This window comes from Veillonella fallax (assembly GCF_020687175.1).
Taxonomy (GTDB): domain Bacteria; phylum Bacillota; class Negativicutes; order Veillonellales; family Veillonellaceae; genus Veillonella; species Veillonella fallax.
This window is the reverse complement of the sequence record NZ_JAJEQD010000018.1, coordinates 17391-42696: the sequence shown is the minus strand read 5'-3', so window position 1 is coordinate 42696 and position 25306 is coordinate 17391. Positions and strand designations below refer to the sequence as shown.

Genomic DNA, 25306 nt, shown 5'->3' with positions numbered 1-25306 from the left:
TTCCTTTTCTCTAAGAATTTTTACCAACCCCCAGTTTAACTGGGGGTTTAGTCATGCCTATTCGGCGTACAACAAAATGGATGCCCCCTGTAAAATACAGGGAAGCATCCATGTGTTTAGGCTAGTAAATAATATGTGTCCAGGAAAATGGGTACATATCACATAGCACGAGCTTTTTGTTACTTCATAGTAGGGAAGTTTTGTTTTTCATATTGTTGTTGATAAGCAGGTAGATTTCTTGTGTCTTCACCATAATTGAAGATCGTCTTAGTACGATATCCGCCTTGGGTAATGATAAGATCAATGGAGGATGGTACCTCTTGACCATTCTGTTGCAAATGGTTTACTAATTCTTGTAATGCTTCAACTTGTCGTAAAGAACCAGTCATATATTTGCCTTTGGATAGACCTGTATTTCTAATAACTTGGCCATTATATACTTGACCATTTTTATCTGTGTAATAGAAACGTACAGCCGCTTTATCTCCTGTAGGCACTGCTTTAATATAGATAGTCTTCCAATTCTTCTTAATCATCACTCTTGTAGCATCTGCTAACTTATTAGATAAACGTTGTGTCTCTTTATTGGTAGACTTGGATACACCATTAACCTGTTGAATTTCATCATTCATAGGCATTTCAATAGGTGATATTGCAGGATCTTGTTGTACCTTCTTCGCATCTGCAGGCTGAACCGCCAACACACCAACGGCCGCCATTACAGCTAATGTAGTAAGAGCAAATTTCTTCATTCTATCTCTCCTCATATGAGATTCCCTAAACAAATTATATTTTATACAATATATTATATTCACTTAGTGTATAATTTTCAAGTCAGTCTAACGTTTTAGAACTAGTATCCTTAATTACTTAGTTCCATCGCAACATAGAACCCCCTCTTAGACTTATAGTATAACTAAATCTATAGCCTAGTAAAAGAAAAGGCTTCAACCATTTCTTAGCGAAATATTTTCGTCGATGATTGGTTGAAGCCTTTATTTATATTCTATTAGTTACTGAAGTCTGTATCTACAATAGCAAATTGTACATAGTCAGGGCAGCGTTTTTGCATTTCTGCTTTAATTTTTTCTAATGTACCATGTGGATCTTCTTCGTCAAAGTCAAAGATAATATCGTAGTAGATAACTTTCTTCTCTTCGTGTACGTAAAAGGCATGTACTTGTACAACATGTGTATATAAGCTTACAACTTGGTCAAGAGCTTGTCTAATTTCAAGCACTTCCACACTTGGTTGGTTTTCAGCATAGACGCCAACGGTCATATTAATACCAAATTTTTTATAAAGATGAACAGCAATACCTTTTGTCAAAGGATGAATATCAGCCATAGTCATCGTATCTGGTACGGTAATATGTACAGAGCCAATTATTTCACCAGGTCCGTAGCTATTCAAAACCAAGTCATATACACCACCTACATTTGGATGTTGAGCGATGGTTTCTTTAATATCACGGATTAAGTTATCATCTGCACGAACACCAAGCAAGTGATTATACATTTCTTTTAAAATGTCATAAGCAGCTTTCAAAATCAAAACAGAAATCACTGCACCAACATAACCTTGAATATCAAAGTTAAAGAAGAATACTAAGCCTGCAGATACTAATGTGGCAAAGGTAATTACTGCATCAAAGAGCGCATCTATACCAGACGCTACAAGCGCATCAGATTTGTATTTCTCGCCTTGTGCCTTGATATAGCGGCCCATCACAACTTTCACCACAATAGCAACGGCGATGATAACGAGGCTTGGAATATCAAAGGTAGATACCTCAGGGTGAAGAATTTTATCAATAGATTCTTTAAGAGATCCGATACCTGCACCAAGGATGATGAAGGCAATTGCCATGGTAGTCATATATTCTATGCGACCATGTCCAAAAGGATGCTCCTTATCGGCCCCTTTAGCGGCTAATTTTGTACCAACGATGGTCAATACAGAGGACAATACATCCGTTAAGTTGTTCACCGCATCAAGGATGATAGCGATGGAGTTAGACGCAAGGCCTACAATCATTTTAAAGATAACGAGAACGACGTTACCTATAATACCTTTTATACTGGCAAGCGTAATTCCCCGATTACGTGCTGCACTATTTTCTTGCAAAATCATACTACACCTCTTACATTCATTTCACTAAGCTACAAATCGAAGCCTATCGATTTATCTATGTTCTTATTATAGCTTATCGATTATCATTTGTCATTATATTTTTTGAAAAATTTTTATAAAATCATTGTAATTACTGAATTATCAATAATTCTCAATTCTCAATTAGAATATTTGATGTATTATGACTTCACAATATATAGGACAGATATATTGTTAACAATAATATAATCAGATCAAATTACGCGGTAACCGTAATGCGTTCCCCTGTGCGCATATGTGTAAATACTACCTTCTGAGCCCGCAATTGGAAAGGCTGTCCTGTCGGTTGTGCACCGTATAATGTATCCCCTACAAGAGGGTGACCTATATGGCTGAAAGCTACACGAATTTGATGTGTTTTCCCTGTGTACAAACGAACTAAAACCTCAGTATATCCACATTTTGATGAGTTATGCACAGATTTGTCCACATTTACACCATGTTTATCCACATTTTGTAATTCTATATCCACATTTTCTTGAGCTATATCCACAGATTTTACCAACTTATGCACAGAGTTATCCACAGGCTGTGAAGAATGTCTACATAGGACGGAAAAATCGGTACGCGTTTCCTTCCCCTTTGGATTGACTTCATAATGAATACCATCAGTACTACGATCCATAGGTAATACTAAAGAGTCTTCATCAGCTTCTACAATACCTTCAACAGTGGCCATATACCACTTTTCAAAGGTATTATCGTCCATTTGCTGTTGATAAAGACTTTGGGCTAAACCGCTTTTAGCAATCACGATACAGCCCGTCGTATCTCTATCTAAGCGATTCAAGAAACGAACCTTCCGCTTAATACCATTCTCTTTAAAATAGTATGCTACACCATTAGCAAGAGATACTTGGTCTTTAGAGTTTACTGTCACACCAGCAGGCTTATCTACAATGAGGAGATCATCATCTTCATATAGGATATGTAGATCCATTTCAATTGGTTCGTAATCGATTTTTTCCTTCGCCATAGCAATCCAAATCTCGTCACATTCGGAGATAACATCCTTTGGCGTCGCCTTATGTCCGTTGATATGGATTAGTTTTTCCTCAAATAGCTTGACTAAGGACTTACGAGGATATCGAGTATCTAGTACTGCACCAAGTGTAATATCTTGTTTCTCACTATGTGCAGCCTCTACATCTGCGGCATTGACAGTCCACAAAATATCATCTGGACGATGTGTTTTTCGCGCCATTAGTATCTCCTTTCTACGAGCTCAGGGTCTCGTGGCATGTAGTTCAGTAGCGAGCTCGGTTGAACAGCTCGGCCACGTATATTCGTTTGTTCAAAGGTAATAGTCAGCTCTTGTTTAGGTCGTGTAATAGCCACATAGAACAAGCGCTTTTCTTCATCTTCACGACCTTCTGCAATAGCAAAAGGACTTGGGAAGGTACCTTCGTTAAGGCCTGCCAAGAACACGTGGTCAAACTCGCTCCCCTTCGCTTGGTGAATGGTAATGATTGGAATGCGATCTTCATTGCGTACCTGTTGAGCAGGCTCACCGGCTGTGAGGGCCGCCATCTGCAAGATTTGATTTAATCGAGCCAAACCAGCTGGCCCTTCATAAGCAGCATCAAGTTTCTCCATGATGCGATATAGATCCCGTATATGCTCTACCTTCGCCGATTCCCCATGAGATTTGTAGTACTCTAGAACCCCCATTTGGTTCATAATGTACGCCAATAACTTCGTAGGCAATTCCGTATAGGCCTTTCTACGCAAGGTCGCCATTTGAGACGCAATATTGGTAAAAGCCGCTTTATATTTGTTAATCGCCACCATACGGCCTGTTGTGGTAGGCACGATATTTTCTTTCACCGCATAGATTAAAAGCTGTGCAGTGGCCAAGATATCGTCCATCGCATTGTGCGTAGGCTCATGATGGATAGGGAACTCGGATGCTAGGAAGCCCAATTTATGATTTGGCAAATTAGGGTAAAAACGACGATAAATATCTAAGGTATCATAAATCGCCTTGAACTGAGGATTTCCTAAATTATGACGTGCCAATTCGTTGGTAAAGATAGTCACATCATAATTTACATTGTGACCTACGATGATAGCACCCTTGGAGAATTCCTTAAAGGCTTGTAGCACCGTAGCTGGGTCTTCGCCGTGTTCTTGTAAATACGCATTGGAGAAGCCATGCACCTCTTCGGATTGTCCCACAGGCACACCGGGGTTGATAAAGCGTTCAAAGGACTCTAACACTTGTCCATTTTCATCGATACGAATGGCTGCAATTTGAATGATGCGGTCTTGGGACGTATCGGTACCAGTACTTTCCACGTCGTATACTACAACCTCATGATTCTCTAAGCCACTAACGAGCTTAGCATAAGGCTCGGCTTCAAAGATAGGCATATCCATAAAGTCCGTCAATTTCAAGCCTACTTGACGCGTCTCAGGGCTTTCAATAGCGGCGATACGAGCGTCACCAATACCCGCAACATAACGTTTAATAATGCGCTTAGCACTGACGGAGTCATTCGGGTTCATGAGCAGTTTGAAGTAAGCCATAACGTCCTTAATTTCTTGGCGTCTAAAGAATTTAAACTCGTCAATAATCATGAAGTGACGGCGTTCCTCTTCAGGTTTTTCATTATTAAGTCGTTCAAAGGAGTCACTCAGCCGCTGTGCCTTTTTATTATCCCGTACTAAAACGCCAATGTTAGCATCCTTTGGCAAGGCACAGATGGCTTCGTAAATATATCGGCCCTCAAGATAGCTATTTTTACAACCTTTAATAAGAACGGGCTTGCCCTTTCTTTCACTATTGGCACGTGGCAATTCAGTATAGATAGAGCCTACAAGATCAGGAAACATATTCTGCAATGTTTTGAAAGCCATCGTAAAGAGCGTCCAGTTAGAACGGTAGTTTTCATAGAAGATAATTTTTAAAGGCTTGAAATCCGCATCAAACTGTTTGAGCAAGCGGAATGGATTGGACCCACGCCATTCGTATATGGTTTGGAAATAATCACCACATAAGAGAACGTGATTACCTTCCCAGAGCATTTCTAATACCTTATACTCTAGTACGCCCGTATCTTGCATTTCATCTACAGAGATATAACTGTAACGACTGCGCCAGCGCTCACGAACTACAGGATCTTGGAAGAGGCGATGAACACCGCAGATGAGGTCCGTAAAATCTAGACCATGTACAGAGGCTAAGCTTTCATCATAAGCAGCAATCCATTCGTGACCATGGTTCAAGAAATCATGGAGTTCACTATACAAAACATTGCCAAAACTAGAGAACTGTTGTTCAATTGCGGCACGTTGTTCCTTCTGCAAGCGCTCTATAGTTCGTTTATAATCGCCTACGAGATCATCAGAATAGAACCCATACAAGGAACGATATTCTTTTACCATGCCGATGATGTTGGCAAAGGACATTTCTCGCAACTTACCTGGACGATACGGTTCAGACAATTCCTTGCAATCCTCTTCATCAAAGATCGTTACATCCGTATACAAGGTTTCATTGCGCTTCCCCTCTTGTTGGAGTACGAAAAAGCAAAAGCTGTGGAATGTACTAATCTCCACAGCCTTTGCAGGACTGCCTACGAGCGATTGAATGCGGTCTTTCATCTCGTTTGCTGCCTTGTTCGTAAAGGTCATGCACAAGATATTCTCCGCCTTCGCATAGCCGCCCTCGATGAGGTGAGCCACTCGATAAGCAAGTGTATTCGTTTTTCCCGTCCCAGCGGACGCTAACAAGAGGATATTCTGTTCAACTTCATCAATAACGCGTTGTTGTTCACGATTGATAAGCATGAGGTCCTCCTATTTTAAAAAGCCGTACCATCCGGCAGCAATGAGCATTGGAATAGGGCCTAGAATTGCTGTTAAAGCCCATACGCCCAAACCAATATCCATAGGAATATTGAGGATATGAACGCATACTAAATACGTCAAAATACCAGTTACTGCATTCATAGCCACTCGCTTAATGGTGAAAAATGCTACTTTGAAAGCAATGTAGGCTACAGCAACGGATACAACCGCCGATATAATCGGTGATGCTAATAAAGCTCCCATATTATCCTTTCATTTCTTGGCGGTTCACTACAGCACCGCCTAATGTTAATTCATCGGCATATTCGATATCGCCACCCACAGGCACACCACGGGCAATACGCGTTACCTTAATGCCACTTGGGCTTAACAAGCGCGCCAAATACAGAGCGGTCGCTTCCCCTTCTACATCCGGGTCTGTAGCGAGGATAACCTCTTGAACGACACCATCGCGAAGGCGAGCAATCAATTCTTTTACGCGAATATCGTCAGCACCGATGCCCTCCATAGGGGACAAGGCGCCTTCCAATACGTGATATAAGCCCTTATAGTCACCACTGCGCTCGATAGCAATAACATCGCGAGATGTTTCAACGACCATAATCGTCGTTTGATCGCGATTAGGATTACTACAGAATTCACAAGGATCTTGAGCTGATAAGTTAAAGCAAATAGAACAGTGACGCGTAGCCCCCTTCGCTTCTACGATGGTTTCCACGAGACGGTCTACCTCTTCCTTCGGCATTTCTACCAAATGATAGGCCAAGCGTCTAGCCGACTTGGAGCCGATACCCGGCAAGCGGCGCAGCTGCTCTACGAGCCGTTCTAAAGCGTTTGTCATTTAGAATAAACCTGTTGGCAAGTTAAGACCACCAGTGACTTTGCCCATTTCTTGAGCCAAGAGGTCGTCTACTTTTTTGCTAGCTTCGTTTACAGCAGCCATTACTAAATCTTCTAACATTTCTACGTCTTCAGGATCAACTGCAGTTGGGTTCAATTTCAAAGACTCGATAATTTTTTCACCGTTCATTACAACTGTTACAGCACCGCCACCAACGGAAGCCTCTACTGTACGAGTTTTTAATTCTTCTTGCATTTTCTTCATATCTGCTTGCATTTTTTGAACTTTTTTCATCATGCCAGCCATATTGCCCATACCTTTACCAAACATTGTAATTCCTCCTTTTAGGACCTTGTCCTTACTAACTGTCTATGCTCATAACTCTAACATGCGACATAGATTTTAACATATGTGTCACCTAAAGGTCTTAGGACCAACAGGTATACTCAAAAATTTATTCTTCGATGACCTCGACAATAATGTCATGGTCTTCAGATAATTTCTCTAATGTTTCTGCCAAGAGAGGATTGTTCCGCTCCTCTTCTGTCATATGCTCTGGATCCCATGCGTATTCACGAGCTACCGTAACACTATCGATGGGTGTTACTTCAATAGGTACTTGTGAAAGCACAGTCTGATCATCACTTTGTGGGGTTCCCTGTTGTTCGCCCCCATCAGACTTTGGGACAGCTTCTACCTCAATATGGGCACCGCTATCCATAGGGCGTTCTAAGACCTCCCCATCTTCGCTAATAACAGTGACACTATCTAACGGATGTGGTGGCATATCATCTAAGGATGATACATAAGCTTCCTCCATATCGTCTACAGGCACATCATCAAAGGAATGAACAGGAATATCATCACCTTCAATAGAACCTGCTAGCGACTCGATAGGGATTTCTCCATCTGGAACTGATCCGGACGGACTGCCATCAAAGGATGTAATCGGCACATCTCCGCCAGATGTTTGACCTTCTACGGAAGCAACTGTTGTACCTGTATTCGTACTACTGCTAGCAGCATTGGTACCGCCCGTCTTCTTCGCTAAGAATGCCAAAGCCGCCGCCTTTGCTGCATCTACCGCTGCAGAATCAGGTTTACTAGATTGTTCTTCAGTAGTTGAACCGCCAACCTGCGCAGTAGGTTGTTGAGCTTGTGACGCACTACTACCTTGAGCGCTATTAGCTCCTGCTGAACTATTTCCCACTGATGCATTGTTAGTGCCTTGTGGTGCTGATGGATTTGTTAAATCCATTTGCGTCGGCTGGCCACCAGAGGTCTTCTGTACGTCAACCATCGGTTCTGGTGGACGTTGCGGCGCTTTTACTTGGTGCTGCGTCGTACTGCCAGAGGCCTTTTTATAATCTTTGTAAACTTGTGTAAGAGCGTCTACGATTTCCACATGTACTGGATAGCCCAGTGTATAGGTGAAAGCATCCGCCGCTTCCGCTAAGTTTACTTCATTGGTCATTACATTGAGGTGCAATGTATTTTTGAAGGCCATAACCGCCTTGCTTTGGTCTACGTAGACAAGCTGACCTTGACCGATAACGGTGGAGGTCATATTCCGATTGCTGTCCTTCAAGTATTTAATGACATTAGACTGTATATTTCGATACTCTTGAGCAGACAAGATTTGATCACTAATGATAGCTTGCGTGCTAATGCCTTTTTTACCACGACCTTTGGCTTGATTTCTAGCAGGTCGTTCTGGTGCACTACTTGTAGTTGGTGGTGGTGCCATACCAACGCCGCCCATTGGAGGCGGAGCCATACCTACTCCATTCATAGGAGGCGGTGTGCTACCTGGTAATCCCATCGGTGGAGGTGTCATGCCTACACCACTTGGAGGAGGCACTGTACCAACAGTAGTATTTTGAGCACTACTCAAAGGAGTACTCTGTGCAGTAGCCGTATTGTCTACAGGAACAAAGCTATTTGCATAGCCGCTAGGCGGACCAAATGCATTGGCACCATAAGCAGGCGTAGAAGCCACTGGACCTCGTTGTTCTAATTGAGCCATGCGGTTCAATAAGTCGTTTCGTTCAGATCGTTCTGAAGACTCTAATGCATACACACGGTCTTCTAAGCTTTCATCAACAGAGCCTAATTTAGCACAAAGCACTAAAAGGCCCATTTCGATGATGGTTCGTGGATTATCCACCTGTTTCGCATCATTCATAATGGATTGAGCACTGCGCACATATTGGTTAAGCTCATTAAAATCGATACTTTCAGCTTGAGCTAAAAACTCATCTTTAAAGGCATCATATACCTTGAGCTCATCCGCATCAGGAGCGACCTTGCCAACGAGCAAGGCACGTACGTGCTGAATGAGGGCTTCCATAATCTGCGTTGCATCGCGACCTTCTGATAACGCATCGTGAATATAGGACAGTAATTTGGGGCCATCCCCATTACGTAAGGCATCTAAGAAATGAATGATCCATTCCTTGCTAACAAGGCCAATCAATTCCTCTACGACTTGAGGTGTAATAGTACCTGTAGCCATACCGGCACATTGGTCTAATATACTCAACGCATCACGCAAACCGCCGTCTGCATGAACTGCGATAAGCTGTGCCGCTGCAGGATCTAAGCCAAAGCCTTCTTGTTCCGCTACATAGGATAAGCGCTGAGCGATATCGTCAGACGTAATCCGTCTAAAGGTGTATCGCTGACAGCGAGATACGATGGTAACAGGTAACTTTTCAATCTCTGTAGTAGCGAAGATAAACATAACATGAGCCGGTGGCTCTTCGATAGTTTTTAAGAGTGCATTCCACGCTTCGGTCGTAAGCATGTGCGCTTCGTCGATGATGAATACCTTTTTACGCCCTTCAACTGGCATGAATTTAACGCTTTCACGAAGGGCACGGACCTCATCGATACCACGATTGGATGCAGCATCGATCTCAAGAACGTCCATGGACTGACCGCTCAAAATCGATTTACAAGCACTACACTCGTTACAAGGATGATCCGTTGGCCCATGCTCACAGTTGATAGCGCGTGCAAAAATCTTGGCCATACTCGTCTTACCAGTCCCTCGCGGACCAGCAAACAAATACGCATGAGCCACCTTGTCCTCGCGGATAGCGCGCATCAACGTATCCGATACTTGATGCTGACCAACCACATCGGTAAAGGTCTGCGGACGGTACTTACGATATAACGCAATATATGCCATTGGAACACCCCCTTTTTCCGAAAATTACAATACTTTATTATACCATATTCAGGAAATTCTGACTTCCTTAATAAAGTTCTTTCCCCAATACGAAAGTAATATATTTACTTATAAATAATGCTGATATTGCCTAGTCAAAATTTCATCATATGGTTCACAATAAAACATCGTATAGTTCAAAATAAAGTATCATTTATCCTAAATTAGACATAAAAAAAGCGGCCCCATAGGCCGCCTTGCAATATTCGATCACGACAGCCCCCGGGTTCCCCGTGGCACATGAAGGTTACCGCTTAGTGCTGCTACCTCTCAGTCCTGACACGATTCACAGGCCCCCATTGCACAGGCCCGAGAACTGCCATGATCCAATATTGCAATACAAATATTATACATGAAAATACCTCTATAGTCAAAGCTATAGAGGCATTTCATATGTCTTATCTAAAGGATACAGTTAGATTAGAAATTATTTTGCATATTTTTCTTTGAATGCAGCTAATTGAGCTTCTTCCAAGGATAAACCTTGTTCTTTATAGCGTTCAATAGCAGCATGCATTTCTTCGTATGCTACAGGTACAACTTTTGTAAATCTGTTTACAAAGTTATTCCAGTTTTCAAGGATGTGACGGCCTTTAGCGGAATTAGTGTGCAATACATGTTGTTCTACTAATTCTTTAATGCGTTTAAGGTCATCATTATTAGCAGGGCGTAATTCTACGAGGCCTGTATTTACATAGCGTTCATCGCAATCGAGGATGTATGCATAGCCACCAGACATACCTGCTGCGAAGTTACGGCCGATTTTACCGAGTACAAGAACTTCGCCACCAGTCATGTATTCACAACCATGGTCACCTAAGCCTTCCACAACAGCAGTGATACCACTGTTACGAACAGCGAAACGTTCACCAGCTACACCATTGATGTAGGCTATACCAGATGTAGCACCGTAGAAGGCAACGTTACCGATAAGGATGTTTTCGTCCGCTTCGAAAATGGATTTCTTAGGCGGATATACAGTGATTGTACCACCGGACAAGCCTTTACCGAGGTAATCATTCGCATCACCTTCAAGTTCTAATGTCATGCCTTTAGGAATGAAAGCACCAAAGGATTGACCTGCAGAGCCTTCAAAGTTCAACTTGATTGTGTTATCTGGCAAACCGCTTTCACCATAACGACGTGTCACCTCAGAACCAACCAAGGTACCTACAACACGGTTAATGTTGTTGATAGCCAATTTAGCGCGAATTGGTTTTTGGTCCTCAATGGCAGGACGGCACATACGCAAGAGCTTGGACATATCCAATGTGCGTTCCAATTCATGATCTTGGTCAATCATGTGCATATGACCTACAGATGCATCGATGTATGGGTGGAACAATACGCGTTTAAGGTCAACGCGAGACAATTTGAAGTTATCGTCTTGAGATTTTTGACGAACGAGATCGATACGACCTACGAGTTCAGCTACGGAGCGAATGCCTAAGCGAGCCATGATTTCACGCAATTCACGAGCGATGAAGATCATCAAGTTTTCTACATACTCAGGTTTACCTGTGAAACGAGCACGCAATTTTTCGTCTTGTGTAGCAACGCCGTAAGGGCATGTGTTGAGGTTACATACACGAGCCATTTTACAGCCTACAGCAACGAGTGGCAATGTACCGAAACCGAATAACTCAGCACCAAGCATAGCAGCAACAGCTACGTCGAAACCAGTCATCAACTTGGAGTCTACTTCCAATTTAACGCGGTCACGCAATCTGTTGAGCATCAATGTTTGATGAGTTTCGGACAAACCTAATTCCCAAGGCACACCAGCGTATTTTACAGATGTACGACCTGCCGCACCTGTACCACCATCGTAACCAGAGATCAAGATATTATCTGCTTTTGCTTTTGCTACACCAGCAGCGATAGTACCAACGCCCGCTTCAGATGTTAATTTAACGGAAATACGAGCATCTTTGTTAACGCATTTCAAATCGTAAATCAACTCTGCCAAGTCTTCGATGGAGTAAATATCATGATGTGGTGGTGGGGATACGAGCTCTACGCCTGGAGTGGAGTGACGAGCTTTTGCAATTTCAGGGTATACTTTTTTACCTGGTAATTGACCACCTTCACCTGGTTTCGCACCTTGTGCACATTTGATTTGCAATTCTTTTGCATGAATGAGGTAGTTTGCAGTTACACCAAAACGACCAGATGCAATTTGTTTTACTTCGGAATTCATGCTGTCCCCATTTGGTAATGGTTTGAAACGAGCTACGTCTTCGCCACCTTCACCAGAGTTAGATGTAGAACCTAAGCGGTTCATAGCGATAGCGATAGCTTCATGGGCCTCTTTACTAATGGCACCATAACTCATAGCGCCCGCTTTAAAGCGTTTTACGATGGATTCTTCAGGTTCAACCTCTTCGATAGGAATACCGCCACCTACAGGGTAGTTTAATTCCATTAAGGAACGCAATGTTACATGGTAATCGTTGCGGATCGCTTTAGAGTATTCTTTATATTTTGCATAATCGCCGTTGATAAGGGATTCTTGTAAAAGATCGATTGTTTTAGGATTGAATAAATGCTCTTCCCCATCTTTTACAGGACCATACCAACCACCTGGTTCGAGTACGGATTCATCGGATTTGAAAGCGCGGTCAAAACGAGCCAATGCTTCGTTGGCAACGCCTACAAGGCCAATACCGCCAATACGTGTTGGTGTATTTACAAAGAATTTATTGATGAAGTTTGTATTCAAGCCCAAGGCTTCAAAGATTTGTGCACCATGGTAAGAACGAACTGTGGAGATACCCATTTTGGACATAACCTTCATAATACCGCCTACAGCAGCTTTGATGTAGTTCTTTTCTGCTTGTTCTGGTGTAATATCACCAAGGCGTTTACGAGCTTGTAAATCGCGTACAGTTTCAAGAGCCAAGTATGGGTTGATAGCTGTTACGCCATAACCGATCAATGTACAGAAGTGATGTACTTCGCGAGGTTCACCAGATTCGAGGATAAGGCCGATTTCTGTACGCAATACTTTTCTGATTAAGTGATTGTGAACAGCTGCTACAGCCAATAATGCAGGAATTGGTGCATGATTTTCATCGACACCACGGTCAGACAAAATCAATACATTTTGCTCTGTACGTGCTGCTTCTTCTGCTTTTTCGCATAATTCATTTAATGCATCGCGCAAACCATCAGCACCCTTAGTTGGATCGAAGAGGATTGGCAATGTAACAGATTTCATGCGACGGCAATCAAGAGCCTTAATGGACGCCAATTCTTGGTTAGTAAGGATTGGTGTACGCATGGATAATGCATAGGTACCAGCTTTGTTAGGATCTGTTAAGTTACCAGAGTTACCAAGCATAACGCGTGTAGATGTAACCATTTCCTCACGAATGGAGTCGATTGGAGGATTTGTTACTTGCGCGAACATTTGCTTGAAGTAGCTGTATAACAATTGTGGTTTATCGGACAAGATAGCAAGTGGAGCATCGGCACCCATGGCACCTACAGGGTCTTTACCATCTTTTGCCATAGGCACGATCATACGTACAAGATCTTCTTGAGTATAACCAAAGGCTTGTTGATTTTTGAATAAATCTTCAACTTTTGGAACGTCTTTTTCATCAGCTTGAGTAATTTCAGACAAGTGAATAACGTGTTCTTTTACCCATTCATCATATGGCAATTCAGTAGCAACGCGTTGTTTGATTTCTTCATCGGAAATGATACGTTGTTCTTCAGTATCGATGAGAAGCATTTTGCCTGGTTCCAAACGACCTTTAGCGCGAATATTTTCAGCGTTTTCGTTGACTACACCTACTTCAGATGCCATGATAACACGGTCATCAGTTGTTACATAATAACGAGCAGGACGCAAACCATTACGGTCAAGTACGCCACCGATAACAGTACCATCTGTGAAGCCCATAGCTGCAGGACCATCCCATGGTTCCATCATGAAACTATTGAACTCATAGAAATCATGTTTTTCTTGGCTCATGAGATTGTTGCGTTCCCAAGGTTCAGGAATCATCATCATAATCGCATGAGGCAAGGAACGACCTGTCATGTGCAAGAATTCCAATGTGTTATCGAACATAGCGGAGTCAGAACCGCTGTCATCAACTACAGGGAATACTTTTTTAATATCTGGGAATAATGGAGATTCTGCTTTGCCTTCACGAGCATTAATCCAGTTTACGTTACCACGGATTGTGTTAATTTCACCGTTATGAACTAAGAAACGGTTAGGATGCGCCCGAGCCCAGCTTGGGAATGTATTCGTACTGAAACGGGAGTGAACCATAGCCAATGCAGATGTAAAGTCAAGGTCACTCAAATCAAGATAGAAGTCACGTAATTGACCAGGTGTCAACATACCTTTATATACGATTGTTTTAGAGGACAAGGATGCAATATAGAAATCGCTAGATAATTCCTTGCTCAATGGAACAATACGTTTTTCCGCTAATTTACGAATAATATATAATTTGCGTTCAAATTCTTTATTATTCGTTACGTCTGGGCCTTTGCCGATAAGGATTTGAATCATCCAAGGACGGATAGCAGCCGCTTCTTTACCAACCTTTGTACCATCTACTGGTACTTCACGCCAGCCGAGAACTACTTGACCTTCTTCACGTACCACCTCTTCAAAAATGCGTTTTTGCTCGTTACGGAGGCTTTCATATTTATGGGCAAATATCATACCTACGCCGTACTCACCAGCTGCAGGCAAGTTGATACCAAGCACTTCGCATTCGCGTTTAAAGAACTCATGAGGAATTTGTACCAAAATACCGGCACCATCCCCTGTGTCCTTATCGGCACCAGCACCACCACGGTGTTCAAGGCGCTCTAAAATACGCAAGCCATCATCGATAATATCGTGGGATTTTTTACCTTTAATATTAACGACAAAGCCCATGCCGCACGCATCCTTTTCAAATTGGCTGCTGTACATACCATTAGCTTCTAGTCTAGCTTGATCTAGACGTTGTTGCTCGATTGTGCTCTGATTCCTATCCATAACGTGCACTCCTTCATATCACTTGATCAATCCAAGCTCTGCGGCATCGTTCCGTTCGGTCTTGGTGAAAGTATAAACTATAAACTACTTCTAAAGAATCCATTCTGTAGTGATATTATCGGCTGTAACCGTCCATAACCTCATCTAAATTTTAAATTCTATAGAATTTTTGTCTATACATAGTATACTCCTGTCCACTGTGAATTGAAAATATAAAAAAAACATAGTCCATGACTTTAAGTCATAGACTATGCATTTTTATCACTATTGTTTTTTGTATACACGAATACACAATCATCAATTGAGCTTTTTTTGTTTTACGTGGCACGCTCTGTGACCACATCTAGCAATTGAGTTTTCTTTATTTTACGTGGCATGCTCTATGACCACATCATCATATAAATTATAATTGATAAAAATTAGAAAAGCAATTATTACTTTTCATGTCCAAAGTCATCCCCTACTTCACAGTTTACCGTTATAGGCTCGTCCTTACCATAGGGTACAAAGGTGAGTTCTGACGCATGTAAGCATTGACGTGTATAGGGTTTATTACGTGCCCCATACATGGCGTCGCCAACGATAGGATGTCCGATGTGTTCCATGTGCACGCGGATTTGATGTGTTCTACCGGTTAATAATTTAAACTTCAATAGCGTATGTTCGCCTTCGTGACCAAGAACGGTATATTCCGTTTGAGCCGGTTGACCAAATTCATCGATGACACGGCGATTATCAAATACTGGGTCAATACCAATAGGTTCATCAACTACGCCATCTTCGTTAATACAGCCTTCTACTAAGCCTGTGTAGATACGGTCGATACGACCAGCTTGTAATTCATCAGTGTAATATTGCTGAGCTTCCTTTGTTTTACCAAAGAGAATACAACCAGATGTGTCTCGGTCAAGACGATGTACAGGGCGCACCTTGTGAACTACACCTTTTTTCGCATAATACCCAGCCACATAGTTACTCAATGTACCAGATTTAGTTTGTCCCGCTGGATGAACAAGCATGAATGGAGCTTTATCAACCACCAAGGTATGAGCATCTTCGTAGAGAACTGTAATAGGACCTTTTTCTACATCAACGCCATAGTCCTTATCCTGTGGTAATTCCAAAGTTAATACATCACCCTTTTTGAGGGAGCGCTGGGAATGGGCTACACGGCTATTTACTTTCACCCGTTTCTTGCGGAACATCATTTGAATATCTCGAGAGGATAATGAAAAGCGTTCCTTTACATATTTAGAGACTGTCAATTCTGTTGGTTCTTTCACTGTATACGTTTTCCAGCTCATATTACCACCATTCGTTAATATATGTTTTTTGTTCAGGATAGAGAATATCGAAGAATTCTAGCCATTCTTCATTAGCTGAAAGTTTACCTTCAAAGGCAAGATCACGAGCAGTTAATGTGCCCATTAAAAGTTGGCTCAAAGCGCCGATTTCAACAGAAATATCTATGTCCCCATCTAATGTGTCAGACACCTTTTTAACAGTTGGTGTCAATGCACCGCCATATTGGACTTCATAGCACCCTTCATTCCACTCACAAAGGCTATCTTTCACACCAAAGGTCATTGTAATAGGCATCATCAAAGCCTCTGGGTTTACAGGAATGGATTCGAAGGCAGCTTTCACATCCACAATACGGCTCATCATGTACGGCATTGTGGAATGTCCGCTTTTACCATCTGGATAGAAGCGATAGTATGTATCGTGAAGGCCCTCATTCCAACGAATAGTAGTGCCTTGAGAACGGTGATTATAGAAGTAGTTCAACAATGCTCGTTGGGCACGACGTGTAATATAAACTAATTCAGAAACAGGAATTTCAGGTTGACCTAAGCGATATACCGCATAGCCTTCGATAACACCTTCATCATTGCGCACTACAGCGATATTCACGCCTTCCGCAAAGAAGCTGCCGAGCAAGCGTTTCCATTCCTTTTCACCGCGCTCTGCATAACCAGAAAGACGGGCTGTATATGTTTTATATACAGGATCAAGCAATGTCCATTGGTCAACGCTATTAAGTAAACCAAAGCTCAAGGATTTATCAGTCATAGGGCGCAAGTCTTCAAGAGACATAGTGTTCACCCATTGATGTGCATAGAGTTCCCAACCATATTGTTGGTAGAATGCAGCCTTGGAAGGCATTAAAATTGTCAATGCTTGACCGCGGTTGCGAAGTTCTTCAAGAGAAGCCTTTAACAACGCACCACCTACGCCACCACGACGAGCCGCTGGATGTGTGGCTACGCCAACCATATAGCTTGTAGGCAATACAGCACCACGAACATTGATATTATATTGACGCAAATGAACGGTACTCAATAATTGATCTTGTTCAAGGCCAACCATTGTATTTTCTGGTTCATAGCAATTTGTAAAGTAATATTGGAAGAATGGATCTTCCTTTGGTTCAAAGCAGTACGCCCATAGATTTTCCACATGTGGCGTATCTTGAGCTGTTGCAATTCTATATTCCATAAGTCTATCCTCGTTATAGTATAAAAACCACTTTCTATCTGTTGCATCGTATCGTATCGCCATGATAATACAACATATACAATCAAATAGATAGGCTAACACCTCTATTATAACAAAAATGAGCTATGAAGCGCATCGACTTCATAGCTCAGATTTTTATTTACCGCCTGTTGCATTATCTGCTTCATTAGCATATACTGCGTCATATTTTTCAGCAAAATGATCTGGATTGTAAGATTCTTTTGCTTGGCGAAGACCAGGCAAGCCCATGTCTTCTTCACGGTTGATGAATTCTACTTCGCTAAATTCATGACGAATGAATTCATTATTGATTGCTTGATACAAACCACGGATATCTGGATTTGCTTTTTCAATGTGAATCAACGCCATTTTATCATTCAATAATTCACCGATACTGAAAGCTTCAACGCGGCCAAACAATTTGATGGCGCCACCTTTAAGGCCTAGTGTTTCCCAATTATCGAATAATAAGTTAATAGCAACCAATTCATCTTCGATACCTTCTTCATGATGAGTTTCTACCCAAGATGCTGCTGTTTCGCGGCACAATGGAATGATATCTTCAGTGATTGGCATATATTCATAGTTAGAATATTGCATACGGAATTGATTCAAATGGTTTTTCTTTTGACGGAATTTCTTACCAGATAAATTGATAAGATCTTCAGACTTATAAATGTATTCGTAGTTATCGCGGTCAGGTGTAAATTCATAACGACCAGGACATAACTCTTCCATCCGTTCTTTTACAACTTTGCTAACACCTTTGAAACGGAATGGCAAATTGTTTTCTACGAACCATTCTTTAGCGCGCAATAAACCATCAAGGAACTTTGCATCTTTACCGGCAAATGGAGGCAATAGGAACGGTTCACGTTTACCGCCACCTTGGATGTACAATACGCCATTTTCCTCAGCCCAACGAATGCCATATGCATCTTGCCACATAAACAATGTAGTAAAGCAGTTATCAGATGCTTCGTAATGATGTTGTTCAAAATATTTATCGATTAATGGTTTATCTCTTAGTTCAAAACGTTTAAATTCTAAAATAATAATCCCTCCTATCAAATTCCTCGGTCGAGGTATTTACCATGGGTACCTATAACCACATGGTTCTTCATTATAATTTAACAGATTCGCCTAATTCAAAGTTTCCGTCGGTTGTAATTACCTTATCGCCTTCGTTTAGGCCTGAAATAATTGCTACATTATCGTCTTCTGTCATACCGACCTCAACGACACGTACGTCAACCGTATTATTTTCAGTCAATACATATACGTATTTGCCGTCTTGGTTTTCGCGAACCGCTTTGCTTGGTACAGTGAGCATCTTCGCTTTAATATCTGACTCGATGATGAGCGTATAGAACTCGCCAGCCTTGATAAGGCCTTTGTCATTGTTGAAAGTAGCTTTCACAAGAACACTTGGTACATTTTCTGGCTGTGTTACATCTACATAGGTCAATTCGCCAGGTAATTCTTGGTCGCCTACCTTGAGGAGTACCTTAATCCCCTTTTTAGCGTCAGGTGTGCCTAACTTCATCGCCGCATCACGAGGAATGCTAAGGGATGCTACCATCGGTGTAGATTGTTGAATCATCATGAATGGACGATCTGCAATCGCCATTTGACGGTCTTCATTGTAAATAGCTGTTACCGTACCAGCTATAGGCGCTACAATTGTAGATGCTGCCATTTGTGCAGATACTTGAGCGATTTGAGCCTCAATAGCCGCCGTATTAGCACCACCGCCGCCACCGCCAGTTGTTACTGTCGTAGTTTGTGGCTGAGACCGCTCTACAATGCGATCATATTCTTTTTGAGTAATCATGCCCGCTTCGCGCATCTTCTGAGCTTGTGCCAATTGAGCACTATCTACAGACGCTGCTGTCGTAGTTGTCACAGACGTCGCATAGGACTGAGCTGAGGCTTGCGCTAACTGACCTTGTAAGGATGCTAGCTGTTGCTGTAAAGCCGATGTATCTACAGTGGCCAAGACTTGACCTTGTTGTACTTGGTCGCCTACTTTCACAGCATATGCGACCTGCCCCGTCAACGTCGGCGTTACCGTCGCCTTATTGAGAGCTGTTACATTGGCGTCATTATGGATCTGCAGTGGCATATCCTTGTATGTTACATCAGCAACGGATACCGTTTTCGTACCGCAACCAGCGATGGCCAAGGCCATCATCACAACACCAAGCATAGCAACTACAGAATAAATTCGTTTTAATTTCATTCTGTCACTTCCTGTCATATTGATTTTTATCAATACCTTAGTATATCATAAAATCAATTAGAATTGTATGAAAGCTAATTCCTTTAATTAATGGATATAACGGAGGTTCTCATGGAAGAACGGATGGATTTTAGAATTTTAAATAACGGTAGCTTTATTCCCTCTATCGGTTATGGTACCTACAAAACAGGTAGCGAAGGAGAAACAGAACAAGCCGTAACTAATGCATTAAACGTAGGTTATCGATTACTCGATACAGCTGCCTACTACGGCAACGAAGAGGCCGTTGGCAGAGGTATCAAAGCATCTGGCGTTAAACGTACTGACATCGTTATTACCACAAAAATTTGGCATACCGACGCAGGCTACGATAATACGATGCGTGCTGTTGAAAGCTCCTTGAAAAAATTAGACACTAATTATATCGATATTATGCTCGTACATCAACCCCTTGGCGACTATTACGGTTCTTGGCGCGCCATGGAAGAGTTATACGACCAAAACGTATTGCGCGGGTTAGGCCTATCTAACTTTTACGAAGATCGCTTAATCGACTTGCTATATCACTGCAATGTGAAACCTGTGGTGAACCAAATTGAATGTCATCCATTCAACCAACGCCAATCTCTTATTCAATTGATGAGAAAGCATCAAGTAGTGGGCATGGCTTGGTCTCCATTCACCCGTGACCGCCAACCTATTTTTGACCATCCTATCATCAAAAGCTTGGCTGAAAAATACGGCGTGTCTAAACATCAAATCATCTTGCGTTGGCACATCCAACGTGGCATCATTCCATTGCCAAAGGCAAATAACGTAAGCCATATGGAGGCTAACTTTGATGTATTCGATTTCAAGCTCACAAACATCGATATGGACGTTATGGAACTATTAGACCAACAAGACTTCTTAGAAGATCACCATACAGCACCAGGTCTTGAACGACTATTACAACTTAAATAGTCCATACTAACTCCTATTTGTAGTTAGCATCAATTATAATACACACTACAACTATGATGACAAAGTAAATAAAACAATATATGTAAAAAACCACTTATATCGAAGTTAGATAGATATAAGTGGTTTATTTTATTTTGGTACATTAAATACGGCTTGTACTAGTATCATATAAATTACTGTACCGGCAGCAATCGATATGAGCATGTTACGCTTCCATAGATGTAATCCTACCGTAACGACTAATGCTATGAGCTCAGGGATACCATAAGGATATGCTAGAACGACAGTCTCTTTAAAGGTATATACAACGAGCATGCCCATAACGGCAGCCGGCAAAGCCTTACCTAAAAAAAGTACAAAATCTGGCGCCTTTTTTCCTGGTGGAAATACGAGGAAGGCACCAAAACGAGTAAGTAATGTACCGGCTACAACAATAGCAACGGTGATGACCATTTCTGTACTAGTCAAGATGTACACCTCCCCACTTATACGCAATATAGCAGGCTACTAGCATACAGCTCATAGATAAAAGCATAAAGAGCGATTTGCCTACCAATAAGAGCATAACTATCGCCATAGCGGCACCAGCTACGCCAAAGGCTCTTATCTTGTTATTTTTTGCGTTGAGCAGCATTTCAAGGAATACCACAATGAATAGACCTGGTAATACAAAATCGATGCCCCGTAAATCTACGGTGGCCAAGAGATTGCCAAACAGACCGCCTACAAAGGTACTAAATACCCAGAACACATAGTTAAGCCAAGACACGTGGAAGTAAAACCACTTTTCATCCACATCATCCGGTAACTTAGTAGCCATATTGATGGCAAAACTTTCATCACACATCCAAGCAACCGTAGGAAACCATTTCCAACCCATATGTACATACCGTTGTAGTGCAGATAGTCCATAAAAGAAATGGCGTCCATTAACGAACATGGTCAGTATAAACGCATTAATCGGATCAAATCCGGCCATCAACATGCCAATCGTCACAAACTCCATGGATCCTGCAAAAATGGTAGCCGCTAAAACCGGTGCCGTCCACCAAGGGAACCCTTGGCTCGTTGCATATAAACCAAATCCTAAACCTATGAAAAAGAAGCTGATACCCATAGGAACCATAATAGGAAATGCAAAGGAAAATGCACTTCGATTTTTTATTTCATTCATAGGGCTCGCCTCCTTTCCACATCACATACATTTAAAGTGTTAATGTCATTTATTATAAAGCACGCGTTAAAATTTCGCGAGCTACTTCTGGTGTTACATCACCTTTTTCACCAAGTCGTGTCATACCATGGTCTTCTAATTGTTTCACAATTTTATCAACGGCTTCAACGCCAAGACCATAATCTTTCAAATGGGTAGATACGCCAAGGGACTCGAAGAATTCACGAGTTTTTGCAATAGCCTTATCTGCTTTTTCCTCTTTTGTACCTTCTGTAATATGCCATACACGTGTAGCATATTGGGCCAATTTATCAAGCTTATCGGATTTTTTCACTTCTAACAACGCAGGTAATACAATAGCCAATGTGATGCCGTGGTCAAGATGGTAAGCCGCCGTTAACTCATGACCGATAAGATGTGTTGCCCAGTCTTGTGGCACGCCGGTACCGATCAAGCCGTTTAATGCCAAGGTAGAGGCCCACACGTGATTAGCGCGAATGTCGTAGTTTTCTGGATTTTCTACTGTTTCTTTGCCGATTTCAATCATAGTTTTCAAAATACCTTCACTAAAACGATCTTGAATACGGCCGTCTACAGGATATGTTAAATATTGCTCTGTGGTATGCACGAATGTATCGATAACGCCATTCTTAACTTGTTTTTCTGGCAATGTGAAAGTCAATGTTGGATCGAGCATAGAGAACTTAGGGAATACTAAGCTACTGAACACAGGGAATTTACCATTACCATAGGTAATAACAGCACCATTATTCATTTCAGAACCTGTGGCAGGTAGTGTCATAACGGTACCAAATGGTAATGGATTTGGTACCATTTCTACCGGAACCTCTGGAACACCAGCTTTCATAACCTCAATAACAGGGCCATCATAGGTAGCACCCATAACGATGAGCTTTGTAGCATCTACTACAGAACCACCACCTACTGCAAGGACGAAATCTACGCCATGTTCTTTAATGAAAGCAACGGCACGTTCACATGTTTCAAGAGATGGGTTTGGTTCAATGCCGCCGAATTGCTCAACCTTACGATTGCCAAGAGCTGCAACAATGCGGTCAATAAGACCACTGCGTACTGCAGAGCCACCACCATACGTAATGAGCACCTTTGCATCCTTTGGCACTAATGTATCTAATTCGCTCAAACGATCTTTACCGAATACAATATGTGTAGGATTATAAAAATCAAAGTTAAACATAGTGACCTCCTATGTATATCATATAAAACCTATAAATCTAATTGTACGAAATTTATATCTATTATATCATTTTTTCGATATTCTTAGATATACTACACCCCTTATCATTAGCGAGCTCATAAAAGCCATAGCTTTAATCTATAGCTAACCGATATCTTTTGCTCTATATACAAAATCCCATTCACATGATAGGATATATATATTATATGTATATAGAAAGGAATGTTCACATGAAATTAAAAAAATTTATTGCCCCTCTTCTCGTTGGCGTTCTAGCATTCGCCATCGCAGGTTGCGGCACAGATACAAATCAATCTAGCCAAGCACCAAAAGAAATTAAAATCGGTGCTACTGCAGGTCCTCACGCTCAAGTAGCTGAAGCAGTTGCAAAAGAAGCTAAAAAACAAGGTATCGACCTTAAAGTTGTAGAGTTCTCCGATTATGTAACACCAGATAAAGCTCTTGCTGATGGCGACATTCAATTGAATGCGTACCAACACGTGCCATTTATGGAAAACTTTAACAAACAAAATGGTTCCAACTTAGTAGCAATCGGTAAAACCCTTTTAGTGCGTATGGGATTATATAGTAATAGTGTACATAGCGTACAAGATGTACCTGAAGGCGCTACGGTTTCTATTCCAAATGACCCTACTAATGGTGGTCGTGCATTAGTATTATTAGCTAAAGCTGGATTAATTACGTTAAAAGATGGTGTCGGCTTCAAAGCAACTGTTGCAGATATCACATCTAACCCGAAAAATATAAAGATTCAAGAATTAGAAGCAGCTCAATTACCTCGTAGTCTAGATGATGTAACAATTGCAGTTATTCCAATGAATTATGTACAAAGTGCTGGCCTTAGTGTAGAAAAACAAGGCTTCTTCTTCGAATCAAAAGATGAACCACTAACAGTCATCGTACTTGCGGTACGTAGTGAAGACAAAGACAACGAAACTTACAAAAAAATTGCAGACATTTACAAATCTGATGCAATTAAACAATTCATCAACGATACTTTCAAAGGTAGCATTACATCTGCAAACTAACCAAAAGACCGACCTCAATACGAGGCCGGTCTTTTTGATAAACAATCTTTTATAGATCTATAAATACGACTATCACCATAACAAATGTAGTAACTACAGCAAAATATGTATAATGCCAAAAAGCGATACCCTAACTGTTTAGAGTATCGCTTTTATTTTATTCTTTAGTATCAATCACTATTATTAGTAATCAATCACTACTATTCTTCAGTATCGAATGTTACGTCCAATGGTTGGCGTTCCACGATGTTACGGTAACGAACCTTTGGATAGCCCATCAAGATACCACCAGCAATGATTTTATCCTCTGGTACACCTAATAGTTCCAATAGTGGTTTATACTCTGCTTCGCCTGCATGTTCAAAGAAGCCAGCCCAACAAGTGCCTAAACCTAATGTTGGTGCATACAACTCTGCATAAGACAAGCAGGAATGCCCGCTATCGTGAGTACGGTGAATATCTTTTTTAGAACCGATGGCCACTACTAACGCAGGCGCATCGCGCAAGATGTATTCCTTACCCTTATCGACCTCAGCTTGTGCTGCACGAGCATAAAGACGCATAATCGGCACAGTTTTCGCAGCCAAATGCATCCACTCAAGAACGAGATCTGCAATGCGACGCAACTTTTGTTTGTCCCGAATAACAATATAGGAAATACCTTGTGTATTTGTTGCTGTTGGAGCCATTCTTGCAACGTTTAAGACCTTGCGAATAAGCTCAGCAGGAACTGGTTTATTTTGATAATTACGAATAGAGCGACGGCTGCGTAAAAATAACTCAGCTTGCTCTGGCGTTAATTTTTGTTCTTTTGTGATATCGATTTGCTCTTTACGTGGTGTCATATCACTATCAAGAGCAAGCGTTGGGCATACGGAAATACAATGCCCACAGGAGATACAACCTCCCTTGCCAGTTACAGGCCCATTTTCGGACATCACTAGCAAGCCTGTTGGACAGTCAGCTACGCAAAGGCCGCATCGTGTACAGACTTCTGTATTGACGGTAAATAACATCTGATAAATCCTCCAAACACTACTATAAAGCCTATTATAACACAATCAATCAA

19 protein-coding genes and 1 other RNA gene are annotated in these 25306 nt (G+C 41.6%); 2 read left to right on the top strand and 18 right to left on the bottom strand.

Going from position 1 to position 25306, the window contains the following annotated elements:
• Positions 1 to 179 precede the first annotated feature (179 nt).
• The 14 genes from LKD20_RS08300 to LKD20_RS08235 form a co-directional block, all read right to left on the bottom strand.
• Positions 180 to 752: an immunity protein YezG family protein gene (locus tag LKD20_RS08300; RefSeq protein WP_005385230.1), complete on the bottom strand. Its 573-nt coding sequence runs from the start codon at positions 750 to 752 to the stop codon at positions 180 to 182.
• Between the two features lie 257 nt (positions 753 to 1009).
• Positions 1010 to 2134, bottom strand: a complete 1125-nt coding sequence (locus tag LKD20_RS08295) for a cation diffusion facilitator family transporter (RefSeq protein ID WP_227721453.1) — start codon at positions 2132 to 2134, stop codon at positions 1010 to 1012.
• A 238-nt stretch (positions 2135 to 2372) separates the two neighbouring features.
• Positions 2373 to 3377: an RluA family pseudouridine synthase gene (locus LKD20_RS08290; protein ID WP_227721452.1), complete on the bottom strand. Its 1005-nt coding sequence runs from the start codon at positions 3375 to 3377 to the stop codon at positions 2373 to 2375.
• Positions 3377 to 5965 carry a 3'-5' exonuclease gene (locus tag LKD20_RS08285; RefSeq protein WP_227721451.1) on the bottom strand — a complete coding sequence of 863 codons (2589 nt, stop codon included), beginning with the start codon at positions 5963 to 5965 and terminating at the stop codon, positions 3377 to 3379. The genes LKD20_RS08290 and LKD20_RS08285 overlap by 1 nt, the downstream gene beginning before the upstream one ends.
• Before the next feature lie 9 nt (positions 5966 to 5974).
• On the bottom strand, positions 5975 to 6229 hold the full coding sequence (locus tag LKD20_RS08280; protein WP_005385224.1) for a hypothetical protein: 255 nt from the start codon (positions 6227 to 6229) through the stop codon (positions 5975 to 5977).
• 1 nt (position 6230) lies between these two features.
• A complete protein-coding gene (recR, locus tag LKD20_RS08275; protein ID WP_004694915.1) occupies positions 6231 to 6827 on the bottom strand; it encodes a recombination mediator RecR in 597 nt (198 codons plus the stop codon).
• Positions 6828 to 7157, bottom strand: coding sequence for a YbaB/EbfC family nucleoid-associated protein (locus tag LKD20_RS08270; RefSeq protein WP_008602262.1), 330 nt, complete (start codon positions 7155 to 7157; stop codon positions 6828 to 6830). It abuts the gene before it with no gap.
• A gap of 124 nt (positions 7158 to 7281) precedes the next feature.
• Positions 7282 to 10020 (bottom strand): DNA polymerase III subunit gamma/tau, encoded by a 2739-nt coding sequence (dnaX, locus tag LKD20_RS08265; RefSeq protein ID WP_227721450.1) that lies wholly within the window; start codon positions 10018 to 10020, stop codon positions 7282 to 7284.
• A 255-nt stretch (positions 10021 to 10275) separates the two neighbouring features.
• Positions 10276 to 10375: signal recognition particle sRNA small type (gene ffs, locus LKD20_RS08260), an RNA gene on the bottom strand.
• Positions 10376 to 10486: 111 nt separating this feature from the next.
• On the bottom strand, positions 10487 to 15070 hold the full coding sequence (gene gltB, locus LKD20_RS08255; protein ID WP_227721449.1) for a glutamate synthase large subunit: 4584 nt from the start codon (positions 15068 to 15070) through the stop codon (positions 10487 to 10489).
• A 434-nt stretch (positions 15071 to 15504) separates the two neighbouring features.
• Positions 15505 to 16374 carry an RluA family pseudouridine synthase gene (locus LKD20_RS08250; protein WP_129823375.1) on the bottom strand — a complete coding sequence of 290 codons (870 nt, stop codon included), beginning with the start codon at positions 16372 to 16374 and terminating at the stop codon, positions 15505 to 15507.
• A 1-nt stretch (position 16375) separates the two neighbouring features.
• Positions 16376 to 17569, bottom strand: coding sequence for a GNAT family N-acetyltransferase (locus LKD20_RS08245; protein ID WP_227721448.1), 1194 nt, complete (start codon positions 17567 to 17569; stop codon positions 16376 to 16378).
• A 156-nt stretch (positions 17570 to 17725) separates the two neighbouring features.
• Entirely contained in the window at positions 17726 to 18661 is a 936-nt protein-coding gene (locus LKD20_RS08240; protein ID WP_227721447.1) for a DUF2156 domain-containing protein, read from the bottom strand.
• Positions 18662 to 18713: 52 nt separating this feature from the next.
• Positions 18714 to 19850: an efflux RND transporter periplasmic adaptor subunit gene (locus LKD20_RS08235; protein ID WP_432049331.1), complete on the bottom strand. Its 1137-nt coding sequence runs from the start codon at positions 19848 to 19850 to the stop codon at positions 18714 to 18716.
• 93 nt (positions 19851 to 19943) lie between these two features.
• Here LKD20_RS08235 and LKD20_RS08230 point away from each other — a divergent pair, with 93 nt between their 5' ends.
• Positions 19944 to 20795 carry an aldo/keto reductase gene (locus LKD20_RS08230; RefSeq protein ID WP_227721445.1) on the top strand — a complete coding sequence of 284 codons (852 nt, stop codon included), beginning with the start codon at positions 19944 to 19946 and terminating at the stop codon, positions 20793 to 20795.
• Positions 20796 to 20924: 129 nt separating this feature from the next.
• Here LKD20_RS08230 and LKD20_RS08225 read toward each other — a convergent pair whose 3' ends face one another.
• The 3 genes from LKD20_RS08225 to LKD20_RS08215 all read right to left on the bottom strand — a co-directional run bounded on the left by LKD20_RS08225 (position 20925) and on the right by LKD20_RS08215 (position 23188).
• Complete coding sequence (locus tag LKD20_RS08225; RefSeq protein WP_295794594.1) at positions 20925 to 21263, bottom strand: branched-chain amino acid transporter permease; 339 nt, start codon at positions 21261 to 21263, stop codon at positions 20925 to 20927.
• Positions 21256 to 21921, bottom strand: a complete 666-nt coding sequence (locus LKD20_RS08220; RefSeq protein ID WP_369819991.1) for an AzlC family ABC transporter permease — start codon at positions 21919 to 21921, stop codon at positions 21256 to 21258. Before LKD20_RS08220 ends, LKD20_RS08225 begins: the two co-directional genes overlap by 8 nt.
• A 100-nt stretch (positions 21922 to 22021) precedes the next feature.
• Entirely contained in the window at positions 22022 to 23188 is a 1167-nt protein-coding gene (locus LKD20_RS08215) for an iron-containing alcohol dehydrogenase (protein ID WP_227721443.1), read from the bottom strand.
• A 230-nt stretch (positions 23189 to 23418) separates the two neighbouring features.
• On the opposite strand from LKD20_RS08215, the gene LKD20_RS08210 reads away from it, so the two are divergent.
• Positions 23419 to 24237, top strand: a complete 819-nt coding sequence (locus LKD20_RS08210) for a MetQ/NlpA family ABC transporter substrate-binding protein (RefSeq protein ID WP_105089831.1) — start codon at positions 23419 to 23421, stop codon at positions 24235 to 24237.
• 200 nt (positions 24238 to 24437) lie between these two features.
• Here the strand turns inward: LKD20_RS08210 and LKD20_RS08205 are convergent, their stop codons facing one another.
• Positions 24438 to 25253, bottom strand: coding sequence for a nitroreductase family protein (locus LKD20_RS08205; RefSeq protein ID WP_105089832.1), 816 nt, complete (start codon positions 25251 to 25253; stop codon positions 24438 to 24440).
• Positions 25254 to 25306 lie beyond the last annotated feature (53 nt).